The 16093-nt window shown below is 57.9% G+C and carries 14 protein-coding genes; 10 read left to right on the forward strand and 4 right to left on the reverse strand.

Translation table 11 applies throughout. The features are described 5' to 3' along the window. Nucleotides 1-17: 17 nt before the first annotated feature. Together GT003_RS00790 and GT003_RS00795 are read left to right on the forward strand one after the other, a co-directional pair. Nucleotides 18-830 (forward strand): class I SAM-dependent methyltransferase, encoded by an 813-nt coding sequence (locus GT003_RS00790; protein ID WP_161693415.1) that lies wholly within the window; start codon nt 18-20, stop codon nt 828-830. Nucleotides 831-939: 109 nt separating this feature from the next. Then, nucleotides 940-2859 carry a PAS domain S-box protein gene (locus GT003_RS00795; protein WP_161693418.1) on the forward strand — a complete coding sequence of 640 codons (1920 nt, stop codon included), beginning with the start codon at nt 940-942 and terminating at the stop codon, nt 2857-2859. Nucleotides 2860-2995: 136 nt separating this feature from the next. On the opposite strand, the gene GT003_RS00800 is transcribed toward GT003_RS00795, so the two are convergent. Continuing rightward, a complete protein-coding gene (locus tag GT003_RS00800; protein ID WP_161693420.1) occupies nt 2996-3886 on the reverse strand; it encodes a helix-turn-helix domain-containing protein in 891 nt (296 codons plus the stop codon). 115 nt (nt 3887-4001) lie between these two features. Here GT003_RS00800 and GT003_RS00805 point away from each other — a divergent pair, with 115 nt between their 5' ends. Continuing rightward, entirely contained in the window at nt 4002-4805 is an 804-nt protein-coding gene (locus GT003_RS00805; protein WP_161693422.1) for an arylamine N-acetyltransferase family protein, read from the forward strand. A 168-nt stretch (nt 4806-4973) separates the two neighbouring features. On the opposite strand, the gene GT003_RS00810 is transcribed toward GT003_RS00805, so the two are convergent. Then, nucleotides 4974-5579 carry a DedA family protein gene (locus tag GT003_RS00810; protein ID WP_239565661.1) on the reverse strand — a complete coding sequence of 202 codons (606 nt, stop codon included), beginning with the start codon at nt 5577-5579 and terminating at the stop codon, nt 4974-4976. A gap of 183 nt (nt 5580-5762) precedes the next feature. Here GT003_RS00810 and GT003_RS00815 point away from each other — a divergent pair, with 183 nt between their 5' ends. The 5 genes from GT003_RS00815 to GT003_RS00835 all read left to right on the forward strand — a co-directional run bounded on the left by GT003_RS00815 (nt 5763) and on the right by GT003_RS00835 (nt 12342). Beyond that, on the forward strand, nt 5763-6749 hold the full coding sequence (locus GT003_RS00815) for a Gfo/Idh/MocA family protein (RefSeq protein WP_239565660.1): 987 nt from the start codon (nt 5763-5765) through the stop codon (nt 6747-6749). Between the two features lie 25 nt (nt 6750-6774). After that, the gene (locus GT003_RS00820; RefSeq protein ID WP_161693424.1) at nt 6775-7707 is read left to right on the forward strand and encodes an aldo/keto reductase; all 933 of its coding nucleotides are present in this window, start codon (nt 6775-6777) and stop codon (nt 7705-7707) included. Next, on the forward strand, nt 7683-8483 hold the full coding sequence (locus GT003_RS00825; RefSeq protein WP_161693426.1) for an alpha/beta hydrolase: 801 nt from the start codon (nt 7683-7685) through the stop codon (nt 8481-8483). Before GT003_RS00820 ends, GT003_RS00825 begins: the two co-directional genes overlap by 25 nt. Before the next feature lie 168 nt (nt 8484-8651). Next, nucleotides 8652-9644 (forward strand): aldose 1-epimerase, encoded by a 993-nt coding sequence (locus tag GT003_RS00830; RefSeq protein WP_161693428.1) that lies wholly within the window; start codon nt 8652-8654, stop codon nt 9642-9644. 292 nt (nt 9645-9936) lie between these two features. Continuing rightward, nucleotides 9937-12342, forward strand: a complete 2406-nt coding sequence (locus tag GT003_RS00835; protein ID WP_161693430.1) for a beta-galactosidase — start codon at nt 9937-9939, stop codon at nt 12340-12342. 120 nt (nt 12343-12462) lie between these two features. Here GT003_RS00835 and GT003_RS00840 read toward each other — a convergent pair whose 3' ends face one another. Together GT003_RS00840 and GT003_RS00845 are read right to left on the reverse strand one after the other, a co-directional pair. Further along, complete coding sequence (locus GT003_RS00840; RefSeq protein WP_161693432.1) at nt 12463-13020, reverse strand: NUDIX hydrolase; 558 nt, start codon at nt 13018-13020, stop codon at nt 12463-12465. A 34-nt stretch (nt 13021-13054) separates the two neighbouring features. After that, entirely contained in the window at nt 13055-13939 is an 885-nt protein-coding gene (locus GT003_RS00845) for a helix-turn-helix domain-containing protein (RefSeq protein ID WP_161693434.1), read from the reverse strand. Nucleotides 13940-14130: 191 nt separating this feature from the next. On the opposite strand from GT003_RS00845, the gene GT003_RS00850 reads away from it, so the two are divergent. Together GT003_RS00850 and GT003_RS00855 are read left to right on the forward strand one after the other, a co-directional pair. Then, nucleotides 14131-15015 carry a sugar phosphate isomerase/epimerase family protein gene (locus GT003_RS00850; RefSeq protein WP_161693436.1) on the forward strand — a complete coding sequence of 295 codons (885 nt, stop codon included), beginning with the start codon at nt 14131-14133 and terminating at the stop codon, nt 15013-15015. A 58-nt stretch (nt 15016-15073) separates the two neighbouring features. Next, entirely contained in the window at nt 15074-16087 is a 1014-nt protein-coding gene (locus GT003_RS00855; RefSeq protein WP_161693438.1) for a Gfo/Idh/MocA family protein, read from the forward strand. The last annotated feature ends 6 nt before the right edge of the window (nt 16088-16093 follow it).

Below are 16093 nucleotides of genomic sequence, written 5' to 3' on the forward strand. Positions count from 1 at the left end.
AAAGGGGAGGAATTTAAATGGGCAGTCATGTCGATGTAATCAAGCAGAGCTGGAATCAATGGGCCGAGACCTGGTATTGGAAATACAGAACAGAGGAAGCCATAGCCGGCATCCTGGCAGCTCCCGAGTCCGTATTTCACCCCGTGACTTACGCCATGATCCGAGAGGCCGTGCCCGATCTGCGAGGCAAGCGAGTGCTGGTTCCGTCGAGCGGAGACAATCATGCCGTATTTGCCTTTCATCTCATGGGGGCCGAAGTGACTTCCTGCGATATCTCCGTTAAGCAATTGGAAAGCGCGCAAACGATTGCGGAAGCACGCGGTTGGGAGATTGAATTTCGGTGCGAGGATACGATGCAGCTGTCCAAGATAAAGGATAACGAATACGACTTGGTCTACACGTCTAACGGCGTCCATGTATGGATTGACGATTTAAACGCCATGTATCGCCATATTCAGCGGGTGCTGAAGCAGAACGGCGCATATATCATGTTTGATATTCACCCATTCATGCGTCCCTTCGGAACCGCGGTTCGAGATCGGATCCAGGTGGTCAAACCCTACGATGCGGTTGGCCCGTTCGGAGAGGTGCCAACCTATAAGTGGCGCATGCAGGATATGGTCAACGCAATCGCCTCGGCTAAGCTGACTATTCGGCAAATCGAGGAATCGTACGCCGAGAACGGATCGTTCTGGGTCGACGATTCGACGGATGAGGGAGAAGGATTGTCGGATCAGGACCTTGCGGGCTTCTGCGACTGGGAACGGAACGCGCTGGCTGCACTGCCGCAATGGCTGTCCGTCCGGGCGAACAAAGGGAATAACGATTGAACGCCGATGATTCAAAACATCGGCAAACGTGTATTATCATTAATGCGGGTGAAATTTGAAGCATAATATTGGAAATAAAGTTAATGGGGTCATCAGGAGGTTAAACGGCATGCAGGATGTGGACGTTGTCGGTCAACAATCGGTTTATGAGCATGTGTTCAAGCATGCGCCGATCGGAATCGCGCTCATATCGGTTCAAGGTGAGTGGATCGGCCTTAATCCGGCGGTATGTAACATTTTAGGCTTTACGGAAGAAGAACTAATGAACCGGCCTGCAACGGAATTTATCCACTCGGACGATGCCGTTATCAATGCGCTTCTGCTTCAGGAATTATACGAAGGCATTACGCAGCCCTTCAAAATCGAGAAACAGTTCAAGCACAAGAACGGATCGAAGATATGGATCTCCCTGCATGTATCGCTTGTCCGCGACGAGAACGACGGCAGGCCGCTCTATTATATTACGCAGGTGCTCGACATTACGAGCAGCAAGGCGATGGAGCTTAAGCTGCAGGAGAGCATCGAGCGTTACACGTCGCTTAAGAAATACAATCACGATGCGATCGTATCGTTCAGCTTGGACGGCACGGTCATTAACGGCAACATGATGGCCGAACGTCTGACGGGCTATAAGATACCGAATTTGATCGGAATGAATATCGCTCGTTTGATCGGCGAGACCAATTTGCGCAACGTGCTCTCGGTGGGCGAGGATTACGCGACGGTGGAAAGCGAGATCAACGCGATTCTTCACAAGGATGGCCATCATGTGGAAGTGCTGGCCACGGTCGCGCCCATCATTATTCACAGCAAGAACGTGGGCTTCTACTTAATTGCCAAGGATATGACGGAGCAGAAACGGCTGATCGTCGAGAAAGAAGCCGCGGTGAAGACGAACAAGGCGAAGAGCGACTTTCTGGCGATGATGAGCCACGAAATCCGGACGCCGATGAACGGCGTCATCGGCATGACCGACCTGCTCCTGCAAACCGACCTGGACGAGGAGCAGAACGAGTTTATTCAAATCATTAAGAAAAGCGGCACCACGCTGCTCGCGATCATTAACGATATCCTCGACTTCTCCAAGATCGAATCGGGTAAATCGGACATCGTGGAGGAAACGTTCAACGTGAGGGCGACCTTGTCGGACACGCTGAACGTCATTTTACCCAAGGCGCTGGAGAAGAACCTGGAGCTGAATACCTCCGTCGCGTCCAACGTGCCGACGATGGTGCTCGGCGACGTGACGAAGGTCAGGCAGGTGCTGATGAATCTGCTCAGCAACGCGATCAAGTTTACGCCCAACGGGGCGGTCTCGATAGCCGTCTATTGCGATGCGGTCGAGGAAGATAAGATCAAGCTTCGTTTTGCCATCAGGGATACCGGGCTGGGCGTTGAGCCGGACAAAGTCGCCCACTTGTTCGATCCGTTCTACCAAGTCGATTATTTCATGACGCGCAAGTTCGAAGGAACGGGTCTTGGGCTTGCGATCTGCAAGAAGCTTGTTCATTTAATGGACGGCGAGATCTGGCATGAGCAAAATGGGGATCAAGCGGGTTCGACCTTCGTATTCACCGGACGTTTCAAAACCGTGCCTCACTCGAGCGGTCCGCATCACGCGGAGACGGAGGAAGAGCTCCCGAACAACCCGCTCCGCATCTTGATTGCCGAAGATAACGAAGTCAATCAGATGGTCATCAAGAAAATGATCGAAAAGCTCGGCTATAATACGACGGTCGTCGCGAACGGCGAGGAGGCGATCGAAGCGGTCAACCGCCATCCGTACGATATTATTTTCATGGACATTCAGATGCCGTTATTGGATGGGCTCCAAGCGACGCGGATGATCAAGGAGAGCTTGCCATCCGAGAAAGCTCCAGTCATCGTTGCCGTCACGGCGCACGCCGTCAAGGGCGACCGGGAGAAATATATCGCCGCGGGCATGGACGATTACATCAGCAAGCCGATTCAGATGAAGTCCGTATCGGAGATTATAACGAAGTGCGTGGCGAAAAAAGGCGCGACTTAGCCGTGTGCGATGCTCGTGTCGAAGAATGGGGTCGACGGGTTCGTCGATAACGCGGCCGATACCGGTCCTGCTTCCAAAAGAATATATCAATGCGATAAAGGAGCTGCGGGCGCAGCTCCTTTCTTCTGTTCATGATTCAAGACCGAGGCCCGCCTGCGCGGAATTCCCGCGGCGAGAAGCCGGTATGCTTGCGGAAGATGCGATTGAAGAAGCTGATGTCGCCGAAGCCGGTCTCGTGGGCGATGTCGAGGACTTTTTTGTCCGATGTCAGGAGGAGGGTAGACGCATGGCGAATTTGCACGGTATGCTTGTAATCGAGCAGGCTCATGCCGGCGGCTTCCTTGAATTTGGCGGTGAACGACGAGACGCTCATGCCGCTCAGCCGGCTTAGCTGCTGCAAGGTCAGCGGCTGGTAGTAGTGTTGATCCACGTAATGGATGATGGAGTCCATCCAGGCGCGGTCGCTGACGCTCGGTCGCAGCCCGGAGTCTCGGTTTTCTTGGTGGAACCGGCTGAGCCAGACGAGGCATTCGATCCACCGGGTCTTGATGACGAGCTGGTAGCCTTCGCGGCGCTGCTTGAACTCCTCGTAGATCGTTTGCAGATGCGATTGGATCTGAACCTTCTGCGTAGGCTGCAGCGGGTGGTAGGGCACGAACGAATGGCTTTTCCGAAGAAAAGGCACCAGATAGAAGAAGTTGATGAAGGACGGCATCTGCTGCAGCACTTCCATTTCCCGCTGCAGGAATGCCGCGTCGAACAGCACGTTGTATACGATCGCGTCCTTGTCCGGCGCGCACGTGTAGCTGTGATAGACATTCGGTTCCACGACGAATACGTCCCCTGCCGCAAGCTGGTAGGCGTTACCGGACATTTCATGCAGCGCGCTGCCTTCCACGACGAACACAAGCTCGATAAAATCATGCGTGTGCGACGGAATATATTCGTTCTTCTGAATGATGTAGCGCTCGATAAAGAACGGAAAGTCGTTCTGGTTAAAAAACATATCGCCTTTGAATATCGTCATGAACGGATCCATCCTCTTGTCCGGTGGGATAGGATGATTATGGCACGGCAAGGAACAGTTGTCTATGCGGATTCAGGGACAGCCGCCAGGCTGAATGGGAAGATAGAGGAGCGGGATGAAGATGGAGCAAATCATGAAACCGGCCGCGGCCGCGTATTTGGAACGGATCGCTTACGAGGGGCCGGTGGACGGGAGCGCGGAGATGCTGGCCCTGCTGCAGCAGGCGCATCTGCTGGCGGTGCCCTACGAGAACTTGGATATTTTGAACGGCGTGCCGTTGTCGCTTGACCCCGAACGCTTATGGGATAAGATCGTCCTTAGACGCCGCGGCGGCTACTGCTTCGAACTGAATGCGATGTTCAGCTGGCTGCTGCAGGAGCTGGGCTTTTCCGTTACGAACCTCGTAGCGCGGTTCTGGCGGGACGAGACGCTGCTTCCGCCCAAGCGGCGCCATCACGTGCTGAAGGTGGAGGCGGAAGGACGGTCGTATCTATGCGATGTCGGCGTCGGCGGCAGCGTGCCGCGGCGTCCGCTCCTGCTGGAGGACGGGCTGGTCCAAGAGCAGGGAGAAGAAGCTTACCGGCTCGACCGCGACGCCGCATTCGGGTGGTTTCTGAGCGAGCGGAAGAAGGGCGAATGGGGCCGCGTCTATTCCTTCACGGAAGAGCCGCAGCTGGCCGACGATTACCTCTTCGCCAGTTATTGGTGCCAATACGCGCCGGATTCGCCGTTTCGAACGGAAGCCAAGCTGGCGATTTGCACGCCGGAGGGCCGCAATACCGGCGTCGGCCGAGAAATTCGGTTATTCCGGAACGGAAGCGTGACCGTGCTTGCGCCTTCGACGCAAGCCGAGTACGACGAGGCGCTGGCAGCTCACTTCGGCATCGTGATCGCGACCAGGGACGAGGACAATGGCTAATCCACTAGCTAAGGTTAGAACAAAGGCTAAAACAAGGGCTAAAACAAGGGCTGAAACAAAGGCTAATCATAAATCAAGCGCCTTTTGCTAATGTTGGATCGACAATGAATGCATACGGCCCGGGCCTCGATATCGAGACCCGGGCCGTATGCGTTCGGCATAGCTTCGTTAGGCTTTCACTTTGCGGGCATTCATGACCGCCCGGAAGAACATGCCCAGAAGCGCAAGCAGGCACGCGACGAACAACAGCGTTCGTCCGTTATGATGGACATACGTCTTGACGCTCTCCCAGCGTTCGCCAAGCATATAACCTACGTAGACGAACAAGGTGCTCCAAACGAGAGCGCCTGCGTAAGCGTAGAGCAGGAACGTCCGAAGCTTGAAGCGCGACATGCCGGCCATATACGCCGTCACGTGACGGAAGCCTGGGATGAAGAAGCCGACGAACAGCAGCAATTTTCCGTAACGGTTCATCCAGCCTTGCGCGCGTTCGATTTTGGCGGACGAGAGATGGAGGCGGGGGCCGTATTTGAGCAGAAACGGCAGTCCGAGACGGTTGCCGATCGCGTAGCTGGCGGTAATGCCGATCGCGGCGCCGAGAAAAGCGCTTAAGACGACCAGCGGCGCCAGAAGCCTGCCTTCGCCGACGAGATAGCCCGAATAGGTGAGCAGCGCTTCGTCCGGAACGGGGATGCCGACGATGCCGAGCGACAGAGCCAGGGTCAAGCCGATATAGCCATAACGCATAATGAGCAGCTCTAAGAGGTTTTCCAAGTGAGAGGCCTACTTTCTGCGATTGAAATCATGGGAGTACGCTGAATGAACGATGAACGAACGGTGAATATACAAATTCGACATGATTGTTATATGAAAATGTTGTTGTTTTATATTTCTTCCCATATCGGAATGGACTATACTAGGGACGAATTCATTCTATCGTTAAAGGTGGCTATCAAATTGACCCGTAAATTACGCTGGGGCGTCATCGGCTGTGCCGGCATTGCCGTCCACTCCGTTATTCCAGGCATCAAGCTTTCCGAAACCGGAGAAGTGACAGCGATTGCAAGCCGCGATTCGGCCAAGGCCGAAGAAACGGCAGCTAAGCTTGGCATAGCGAAAGCCTATGGAAGCTATGAAGAAATATTGGCGGATCAAGATATCGACGCCATCTATATCCCGCTGCCGAACCACCTGCATATGGAATGGTCGATCCGTGCCATGGAAGCGGGCAAGCACGTGCTCTGCGAGAAGCCCATCGCGTTGAACGCCGAGGAAGCGCAGCGGATGGCGGATGCGGCAGAGAAGAACGACGTGCATCTTGCCGAAGCGTTCATGTACCGCAACCATCCGCGTTATGATGAAATCAAAGCGATCATCGATTCCGGCGAAATCGGAGAAATCCGCGGCATACACGGCGCTTTCACGTTCAACAACGCCGGCGACGCCAAGAACGTTCGCTACCGCAAAGATTGGGGCGGCGGTTCCTTGTATGACGTCGGCTGCTATCCGATCAGCGCGGCAAGGCTGATTCTCGGCGCGGAACCCGAAGCCGCAACGGTTCATGCCCTGATCTCTCCCGAGCATGACAATGTCGACATGATGGCATCCGGCATCCTGGAATTCCCGAACAACGTCGCGCTGACGTTCGACTGCGGCATGTGGGCGGCGTTCCGCAACACGCTTGAAGTGCTTGGCACGGAGGGCCGCATCGAGGTGCCTTCCGCCTTCATCGGCGATGCCGAGTACTACGTAATCACCAAGGACGGCAAGCGCGAAGTGAAACAGCCGTCGTTGAACCAGTATGCGCTGCAGGCCGATGCTTTTGCCCGCAACGTTTGGGGAGAGCAGCCGGTGCGGTTCGCCCCGGCCGACGCCGTCGCGAATATGAAAGTCATCGACGCTTGCCTGGAATCCGCGTATTCCCGCAAACGCGTAACGCTATAATCTAACGAGAAGGAGTTAACAACCAATGAAACATATCGCACTTCCCGGATTAAATCAAGGCGTCTCCCAACTCATCATGGGCTCCGATTATTTCGCGCCGGAGGTTTACGAGCTGGTCAGCAGCAATCTGGATGCTTTCACGGCGATCGGCGGCAATACGATTGACACCGCGTACATCTATTACGGCGGCAAAAGCGAGCAGGCCATCGGCATGTGGATGGAGGAGCGGAAGAACCGCGCATCCATCAACGTATGGACGAAGGGCGGCCATCCGCATAACGGCGTGCCGCAGGTGAACAAGAAGGCCATTTACGACGAGCTGATGGTCAGCCTGGAGCGTCTCCGCACGGATTACATCGACGTCTACGCGCTTCACCGCGACGACACGAACGTACCGGTCGGCGAGATCGTGGAGATTCTGAACGAGCATATCGAAGCGGGCCGCATCCGCACGTTCGGCGGTTCCAACTGGACGACGGCGCGCCTGCAGGAAGCCAATGCATATGCGGCGGCGCACGGCCTGCGCGGCTTCGAGTTCAGCAGCCCGAACCTGAGCCTGGGCAAAGCGCAGGAACCTTACTGGGCGGACTGCATCAGCGTAGACGACGCGATCCTCTCTTGGCATGAGAATACCGAACTGCCGCTCTTCTCCTGGTCCTCCCAGGCACGCGGTTTCTTCACCGGCCGTTTCACGCCGGAAGACCGTTCGGACGCCGATCTCGTTCGCGTATTCTATAACGACGACAACTGGGAGCGTTATCGCCGCGCCGAGGAGCTCGGCAAGCAGAAAGGCTATTCCACGATTCAGATCGCGCTTGCGTACGTGCTGAATCAGTCGTTCCCGACTGCGGCGATCATCGGCGCGCGCAATGAAGCGGAGATGAAATCCTGCCAGGAAGCGACGACTATACCGCTCACGATGGAGGAAATCAAATGGCTGGATCTGAGAACGCCTTAATCGAGCTTTGGCCGGAGGGAGCACCCTACGCGGCCGGAACGACGGACGAAGACCGTCCCGCGCTGACGCCTTATCCGGCGGCGGGCAGCAAAGGCGCGGTCATCGTATGTCCGGGCGGCGGCTACGGCATGCGGGCGGACCATGAAGGCGAGCCCATCGCGCTGTGGCTGAACAGCATCGGCATCAGCGCCTTCGTGCTGCGCTACCGCGTTGCGCCGTACAAGCATCCGAGTCCGCTGCTGGACGCGCAGCGGGCGATCCGCTACGTGCGCCTGCACGCGGCAGAATACGGCATCGACCCGGAGAAGATCGGCATTCTCGGCTTCTCCGCCGGCGGCCACCTGGCATCGTCCGCTGCAACGCTGTACGATTCCGGAAGACTGGAAGCGGATGATCCGATCGACCGGATGTCGAGCCGGCCGAACGCGGCCATCCTCTGCTATCCGGTCATCTCGATGGGGCCGGCAGGCCACTCGGGCTCGCTCGCGAATCTGCTCGGCGACGAACCGGACGCGGCATTGGTCGCGCGCATGAGCACCGAGCTTCAAGTGACGGCGGACACGCCGCCGACCTTCCTGTGGCACACGTCCGACGATGCCGCCGTGCCGGTCGAGAACGCGCTGTTGTTCGCGGCTGCGCTGAGCCGCGCAGGCGTTCCGTTCGATCTGCACGTCTACGAGAAGGGTCCGCACGGCATGGGATTGGCCGAGCGCGATCCGCATGTGGGGAACTGGACGACGGTTTGCGGACTGTGGCTGAAGCGTTACGATTTCTAAACGGGACAAGGGACAACCCGCTTGCGCAGCAATCCTTCCCGCCGCATCGGCGGGGAGGATTTTCGCTGTCCGGAGGGGACAGGCAGTTTCATCCGACGGTCGATTAATGGTATTATAGTTTCGCTATCCCTATTATCGTTCACTTATATTAAAGGAGACGAATGACGCATGAGCATGAATCAAGCTTATAAAGATACCTATTTGGGAGAGCCGGCCGTATTCCTGAAGTTCGGTCGCTACGAAGCGGTCCTGCTTCCGGAAGTCGGGGCGAACCTGATCGCGTTCCGCGACGCGGAGAACGGCTATGCGTTCCTGCATGAGCCGACGCAGGACGAGATGGAATCGTTCAAGGCGCGTCCGTTCATTCACGGCATTCCCGTGCTGTTTCCTCCGAACCGTTTCGAGGACGGCAAGTTCCCTTGGAACGGCCGGACGTTGGCGTTCCCCGTCAACGAGCCGGAGACGGGCAACCATCTGCACGGCTTCGTGCACAGCGAGACGTTCACGGTCGAAGATTTCGGCACGACCGCGACGGAGAGCTACGTCGTTGCCGCGCTGAAAGTGGACGAGCAAAGCGACGTGTACAAGTATATGCCGTTCCGCTTCACGCTGCGTCTGCGCTATGCGATCGGCGAACAAGGGCTGGAGCAGCAATTCACCGTCATCAACGACGGGGAAGAATCGCTGCCTTGCCTGTATGCCTTCCATACGTCGGTCAATGCGCCGTTCGTACCGGGCAATTCCGCGAAGGATTACCGTCTGAAGCTGACGGTGGGCGATCGCTGGCACCTGAACGAACGGATGCTTCCGACCGGCGAATTCCAGCCGCTGTCGCCGAACGAGCAGCTGATGAAGGGCGAAGGCGTCTACCCGTTCTTCGAAGCGCTGGATAACCATTACACGGTCCGGCCGCAGAACGGCCGCAACCGGATGGAGCTGACGGATACGAAGGCCGGCTTGACGCTCGTGTATGACGCGGGTACGTCTTACAAGCAGTGGATGATTTGGAATAACGGCGCGACGGAAGGCTTCTTCTGCCCGGAGCCGCAAATCAGCCTCGTCAATGCGCCGAACACGGAACTGCCGGCGGACGACATCGGTCTGTTCAGCCTGGCCCCGGGCGAGATCTGGCAGGAACGCGCGCGGATCTATGTGAAATAAGAGGTCGGGATCGGAGTTGCATCCAGCAAGGCCGCGATCGATCTCGGCTCGAATAAACAGCGGGAGTCCGGACATGGCAGCATGTCCGGATTTCCGCTGTTTGACGTGATCGTACGCTTGAACTGTTCGGTCAGCATGTGAAGCAATCGAGCGTTGGCTGAACCTGGAGTCGAAGGCGCCTCGTTCCCTCTTGAACTCGCCGTCTTGTGCGACAAGGGAAATCCGCGAAGCCGTCGAATAACCAAAGAATCGTAAGCCGCGCAAGCAGGGATACGAAAGTCGGAGGTGCAGCATGGGGGAGAAGAATCAAGCATTGAGAGCGCTGTTGCAGCCGGAGGCCCGCGGCAGGATGTCGGGGCCGATGGCGTATTTCGGTTATTTCGGCGGCAACGGCCGGGATGAACTGGCGGAGATGGAAGAAGAAGGCGTAAACTGCTCCAGTCCGAACAACGTCATTTATATTCCGGAGCTGGATGCCGAAGGGAATCAGCGGGATCCGTACGAGATGGGAAGCGAAAGGGCGCGGCAGTTCAGGGAGCAATTCGCGGCGACGGGCTTATCGTTCGATATTTGCCTCGGCGCTTGGAACAACGGCTTGTTTCCTTATTTGCCGCAGTGGTATTTGGAAGCGCATCCAGACCTTGCCGTCAAGGACCAGCACGGCGAGCCGATCATGGCTTCGATGCACGGCCATTATAAGCCATGGGCAGGCACGGAATGCGCGGCGTACAACGAGGAAATCGACGCGTTCGTCCGCGGTTTCGTCGATGCCTTCGGCGAACACGAGCGCATGGCGTATTGGGTCACGGGCGGCGAAATGCTGTATCCGACCTACGTGTTTCCCGATCGGCACAGCGATTATTCCGCTGCGGCGCAGGATCATTACCGCGCCTGGCTGACGCGCAAATACGGCACCGTGCAGGCGCTGCGCGAGGCGTGGGGCGATCGGGGCGAAGGCATCGACGGCTTCGAAGCTGCCGTCCCGGCAGCATGGGACGAACGTTCGGCGCGCGGGCTCGACTGGCATGCTTTCCGAATGGACGCGCTCAGCGAATATTTCCAGCGGCAATACATCACGTTCCTTGCATCGGATTCGCCTTATCCGCTGCTGGCGATCTTGCACGGCGACATGTTCCATGAACGCACGTATGCCGAAATGGGCCAGTCGGTATACGGGATGAGCGCGGTTTCGGACGGATTGGCGACGAGTCAGATTTTGTTTAATGCGCATAAACCGGACTTCAATCACATGTACCTGCAATTCATCACGTCGCTCGGCAAGCCGGCGACCTCGCAAGCGCTTGCCTGCGTCAGCCCGCCGATCGGCGAGCAGGTCGTCAACAACTCGTTCACGCCGCAGGATGTGCGACGGGCCGTCTACGAATGCCTCGGCATGGGGATCTGGCATGCGGGCCTCGTGCAATGGAAAGGCGATCTGCCCGATGGCAATTGGCAGGTCGCCGGTACGCCGGCGCAGGAGGAAGTGAGGCTGCTCGCGGCCGAGCTGGATGCGATGAAGCCGGAACTGGCAGGCATGGCGAGGCTTGCGCCCGCTCTCGGCATCCTGTATTCGGAAGCGGCCTTGCTGTTGGACGGCTGGCAGGAAGAATGGACGCTGCTGCACCGCGCGACGATCGATGCGCATGTTCCCTACGTGACGCTGTTCGATCAATCGCTCGACCGGCAGTTGGGCGCTTTGCCGGACGGCGTTTCCTACGGACCGGACGCGATCGGCAGCGTCATCGTACCGTATGCATCAGCGCTCCGGACGGATGCGGCGGACAAGCTGCTGCGATTCGTCGCCCAAGGCGGCAAGCTCGTGTTGTTCGACGACGCCGAGCAGCTGCGCACGGCGGCCGCCCATGCGGAATTAGGCTGGAGCGATCCGTTCGCGGCGCTTGCGCCTTCGTTCTCGCCCGCCGATCCGGCCAAGCGCTTCCGTACGGCGGAGGCGCGTTACGGCGAAGGCGAAGTGCTTTGGGTGCGGTCATCGTATAACCGGCTGTTCCTGCAGCGGATTTTCTACGCGCAGGAGACGCTCGTCACGCAAATGTGGCAGCATGCGCTCGCATGGCTCGGCCGGCGCGGCTATGCCAAGCCGCTCGCCGGCGCGCCGGTCGGGACGGAAAGCTTCGTCTTGACGGACGGCGAGCACGCGGCATGCGTATTTATCAATCGGACCGGCGAAGAAGTGGCGTTCGAAGCGACGATATCCGACCGGCTCGGGTTCGCGGGCGGGTCGGCGGAACCGCTTTCGGCTGCAGGCAAGCCGGCGCAGCCGCTAGGGGAAGACGGGACGTTCGCCGTGAAGCTGGACGGCTTCGGCACGGGCGTGTACAAATTACGGGGGATTGAAACGCCTGCGGGGGCGCAAGAGAGCGAATGGTCGATCGAGCTCGTGGAGGCCGGCCCGGAATGCCTGCGCGTGCGGGTAATGCGGGGCGGACAACCGGATGCGTCCGCGTCCGTGAGCGCCCGCGTCGCGCCGCTGTTCGATGCGGAGGCGCCGGTCTTCGGCGTCGGCGAAGGCGAATTCGCGATTGGGCTTGAGCGCGCTTCGCTGCCGGGCGTGTACGACTATCGCGCGCGTGCGTACGCGCCGTACGAGGGCGTTCTTCGCGTGCACGTCGGCGCATCGGATTCGCGCGGACGCATCGCTGCGTGCCGCACGGTGAAGCTCGAGGCAACGGGACGGTGATCCGAAGCGGATAGGATCGTGCCGGCAGGATCGCGCAATCCGGCTGGCAGCCAGTAAACAAAAAAACGGTTGGCGCTCGCGCAGGCGGAATTCGCAGCCGCTGCCCGGCGCAACCGTTTATTATTTGCTTTCGTTGTCGCCCACGGACGATGCGAATTCCGAGGACGCAAGCAGCCACGCGGCGGCAGCGTCGAGGATGAGCTTGTCCCGAAGCAGCATGAAGGACGTCGAATAGTCGGTGCAGGAAGCAATCCGTTCATTCATGGCGCCGAGCGCCAGTTCCAGCGACATCCAACGGGTGGTCAGGCCGAGCTTCTTCTCGTGCTCGGTCAGATTCGTCTCGTACGCTTGGTTGGCTCTCGCGATGAAGCAATAGGACAACTGCAAATAATGATTCCGCTTTTTGTGTTCTTCAATATAGCCGAGCGAGTGAAGGATGTCGGCATCATAGCCGGTTTCCTCTCGTATTTCGCGCATGAAAGCCGCATCCGGCGTTTCTTTATTCTCTAAGCCTCCGCCCGGGAGCTTGTAAATCGCCGATCGGGACACGTACATCATCGCGACATTCGCCTGCTCGTCCAATAGTATTCCGCGTGACGCATAACGGTTCACGACCGGGAGCAAAGCCGGATCTCCTCCCATGATATCCTGATCCGTAATTCTGTGCAGCAGCTCCATATAAGTCCCCCCCTAGTCGTAGCCAATCCGTCTTTTAATTCATGATCGAATCATCCGCCAGCGGCCGCAGCGGGCCTTTGCGAATCGCGGAAGGCGCTTTGCTCCGCACTTTCTTGAACACGCGCCCGAAATACGTCATGTTGGAGAAACCGACGAGGCTTGCGATCTCCGTGACGGGATAATCGGTATCGAGCAGCAGCCGTTCGGCTTCCTGAACGCGCAGCATATGCATGTATTCGATCAGCGTCTTGCCGGTAACGCTCTTGAAAATTTTACAAAAATGGTTCGGGCTGAGATTGACCATCCGCGCGGCTTCGCCGACGCTGACCGTTTCCTGGTACCGCTCGCGCAGCGTCTGGAGCAGGTTCGAAAAATCATAGGGCTTCTGGCTCCGAGTCGGAGATTGCAAGGTGCTCTGCTCCGCATACCGGAAGTAGAGGCCGAAGATCCGCAGCAGCTCGGCCTTCACGAGCAGCTCGTAACCGGGCTGCTTGTTCGTGAATTCGACCAGCAGGCGGGAGAAAGCGGCGTTCATCTCCTCGATGTAAGGAGCGGCCGTCCGCATCCAGGTGGGCCATTTCATCGGCTGGTTCAGATAGGGCACGAAGTAGTGATGCTCGGTAATGTCAAGGCCGCTGCCTCGGACAAGCGCTTCATTAAAGACGATGCAGATGAGCTCCGTGCCGGGCGCCAGCCTGACGGCGCTGTGCAGCTGCTTGGCATTGACGAAGGCGAGCTCGCCCTGGTCGAGCTGCTCGAAGGAACCGTCCACCTGGATGCGCGCCTGTCCTTTCCGGACGTAGATCCATTCGATATGGTCATGCCAATGCCGACCGAATTCGCCGGGTACCATGAACACGTTAATGGGAAAAGTGCGGTCGGGAATGAACGTATTTTCTTTCAGCGGATTTACCGTCAACGGGGTTCCTCCTCGGCAAAACGCACGATTTTACGATGCTGGCTGGGAATATCGTCATTGTCATCGTTTTCTTCAAATGAGAAACGTAAGATTGTACGAATATATCACAATTTCGATGCTAGTCTCAACGGTATTCTTTCAGTACGATTAGGTCAGTTCGATAAAGCGCTGAAAGGTGATGACATTCGCATATGCAAAACATACGCATTGGCACGTTGGTTAACGGAGGAACGGCAGATAAAATCATTCCGCAAATCATTCCGCACGGCTTCGAGTCGTTCGCATTAACGTTCTGGCAGTCGACCGGCACGACGGATTTGTACGAGCTGGCCAAACGGGTCCGAGCAACGGTAGATGAGCATAACATCCCCATATCGGCGATCGGCGTATTCGGCAACCCGCTTACGGGCGCAGGAGACAACGCGGACACGCTGGCGAGCTGGGAGCGTCTGATCGACGCCGCGGAAGCGTTCGGCACGAAGCTGATCAACGGCTTTACGGGCCGCATGCCCGGCAGCATCGACGAGTCGATGCCGCGTTTTGCCGAAGTGTTCGGCGAGCTTGCCAAGCGCGCAGAGTCGCGCGGCGTACGGCTGGCATTCGAGAACTGCGACATGGGCGGCACGTGGAGCCATGGCGACTGGAACGTCGCGCACAATCCGACGGCCTGGGAAATGATGTTCAACGCGGTTCCGTCCGACAGCATCGGGCTGCAATGGGAGCCCTGCCACCAGATGGTCAGCCTGATCGATCCGATCCCGCAGCTTCGCAAATGGGTCGGCAAGATTTTCAACGTACACGGCAAGGACGCTACGATCGCCTGGGACATCGTGAAAGAATACGGCATTCACGGCCCGCGCGAATTCGTCTGGCACCGGACGCCGGGCTTCGGCGACACGAACTGGACGGACATCATTTCCATCCTTCGCCAAGCGGGCTACGCAGGCAGCATCGATATCGAGGGCTGGCATGATCCGGTGTACAAGAACGAGCTGGAAATGACGGGCCAGGTACATGGCTTGAATTATTTGAAACGCTGCCGCGGCGGCGACTTCGTACCGAATCCGATCGGCTAGACAGGCGTAATCGTGAGATTCATGTTTGAATTTATTCCCAAAAAGGAGCTTGAACAACATGACGCATCGAATTATTGTCGCCGGCTGCGGCGGCATGGCGAATACGTGGGTAGACTACGCCCTGCAGCGGGAGAACGCGGAAATCGTCGGCTTGGTCGATATTTTCGAAGACAGCGCGAAAGCGATGGCAGAGCGAAAAGGGCTGAACGTGCCGACGTTTACGGATCTGAGCACGGCGCTCGCGGCGACGGGAGCCAATCTCGTGTTCGACGTCACGATCCCGGCCAGCCATAAGCTTATCGCGACGACGGCGATGAAAGCGGGCTGCAACGTATTCGGCGAGAAACCGATGGCGGAATCGTTCGCGGATGCGCAGGAAATCGTCGAAGTCAGCCAAGCGACGGGCAAACGTTATTCGGTCATGCAGAACCGGCGGTACCTGAAGCAAATTCGCGCCTTCCGAAGCATCGTCGAATCCGAAGCGATCGGAACGGTCGGATCGATTCACGCCGACTTCTTCCTCGGGGCGCATTTCGGCGGTTTCCGCGACGCGATGGACAACCCGCTGATCATCGACATGGCGATCCATACGTTCGATCAGGCGCGGTTTATCACGGGAGCGGATCCCGTGTCCGTCTATTGCCACGAATACAACCCGCCGGGATCATGGTATGCGGGTAATGCGTCGGCCATCTGCATCTTCGAGATGAGCGACGGCTCCGTCTTCTCGTACAACGGTTCGTGGTGCGCGGACGGCTTGAACACGTCGTGGGAGTCGGAGTGGCGCTTGACCGGCAGCAGCGGCGGAGCCAAATGGGACGGCCACGCCATGCCGTACGGCGAGAAGCTGAATCCGGAGAAGGCGGAAGGCTTCACGCGCGAGATGCTGCCGGTCGAAGGCGACCAGGGCTGGGAAGGCCGCGAAGGTCACTGGGGCTGTCTCGACGAGATGTTCGCGGCGCTCGAAGAAGGCCGCCCGGCCGAGACCGACTGCCTGGACAACATCAAGAGCGTAGCCATGGTATTCGGGGCCGTCGAGAGCGCGCGTACGGGACAGAAGGTCATGCTGTAGGCGGGA

Source organism: Paenibacillus sacheonensis, assembly GCF_009909195.1.
Classification (GTDB): domain Bacteria; phylum Bacillota; class Bacilli; order Paenibacillales; family Paenibacillaceae; genus Paenibacillus_Z; species Paenibacillus_Z sacheonensis.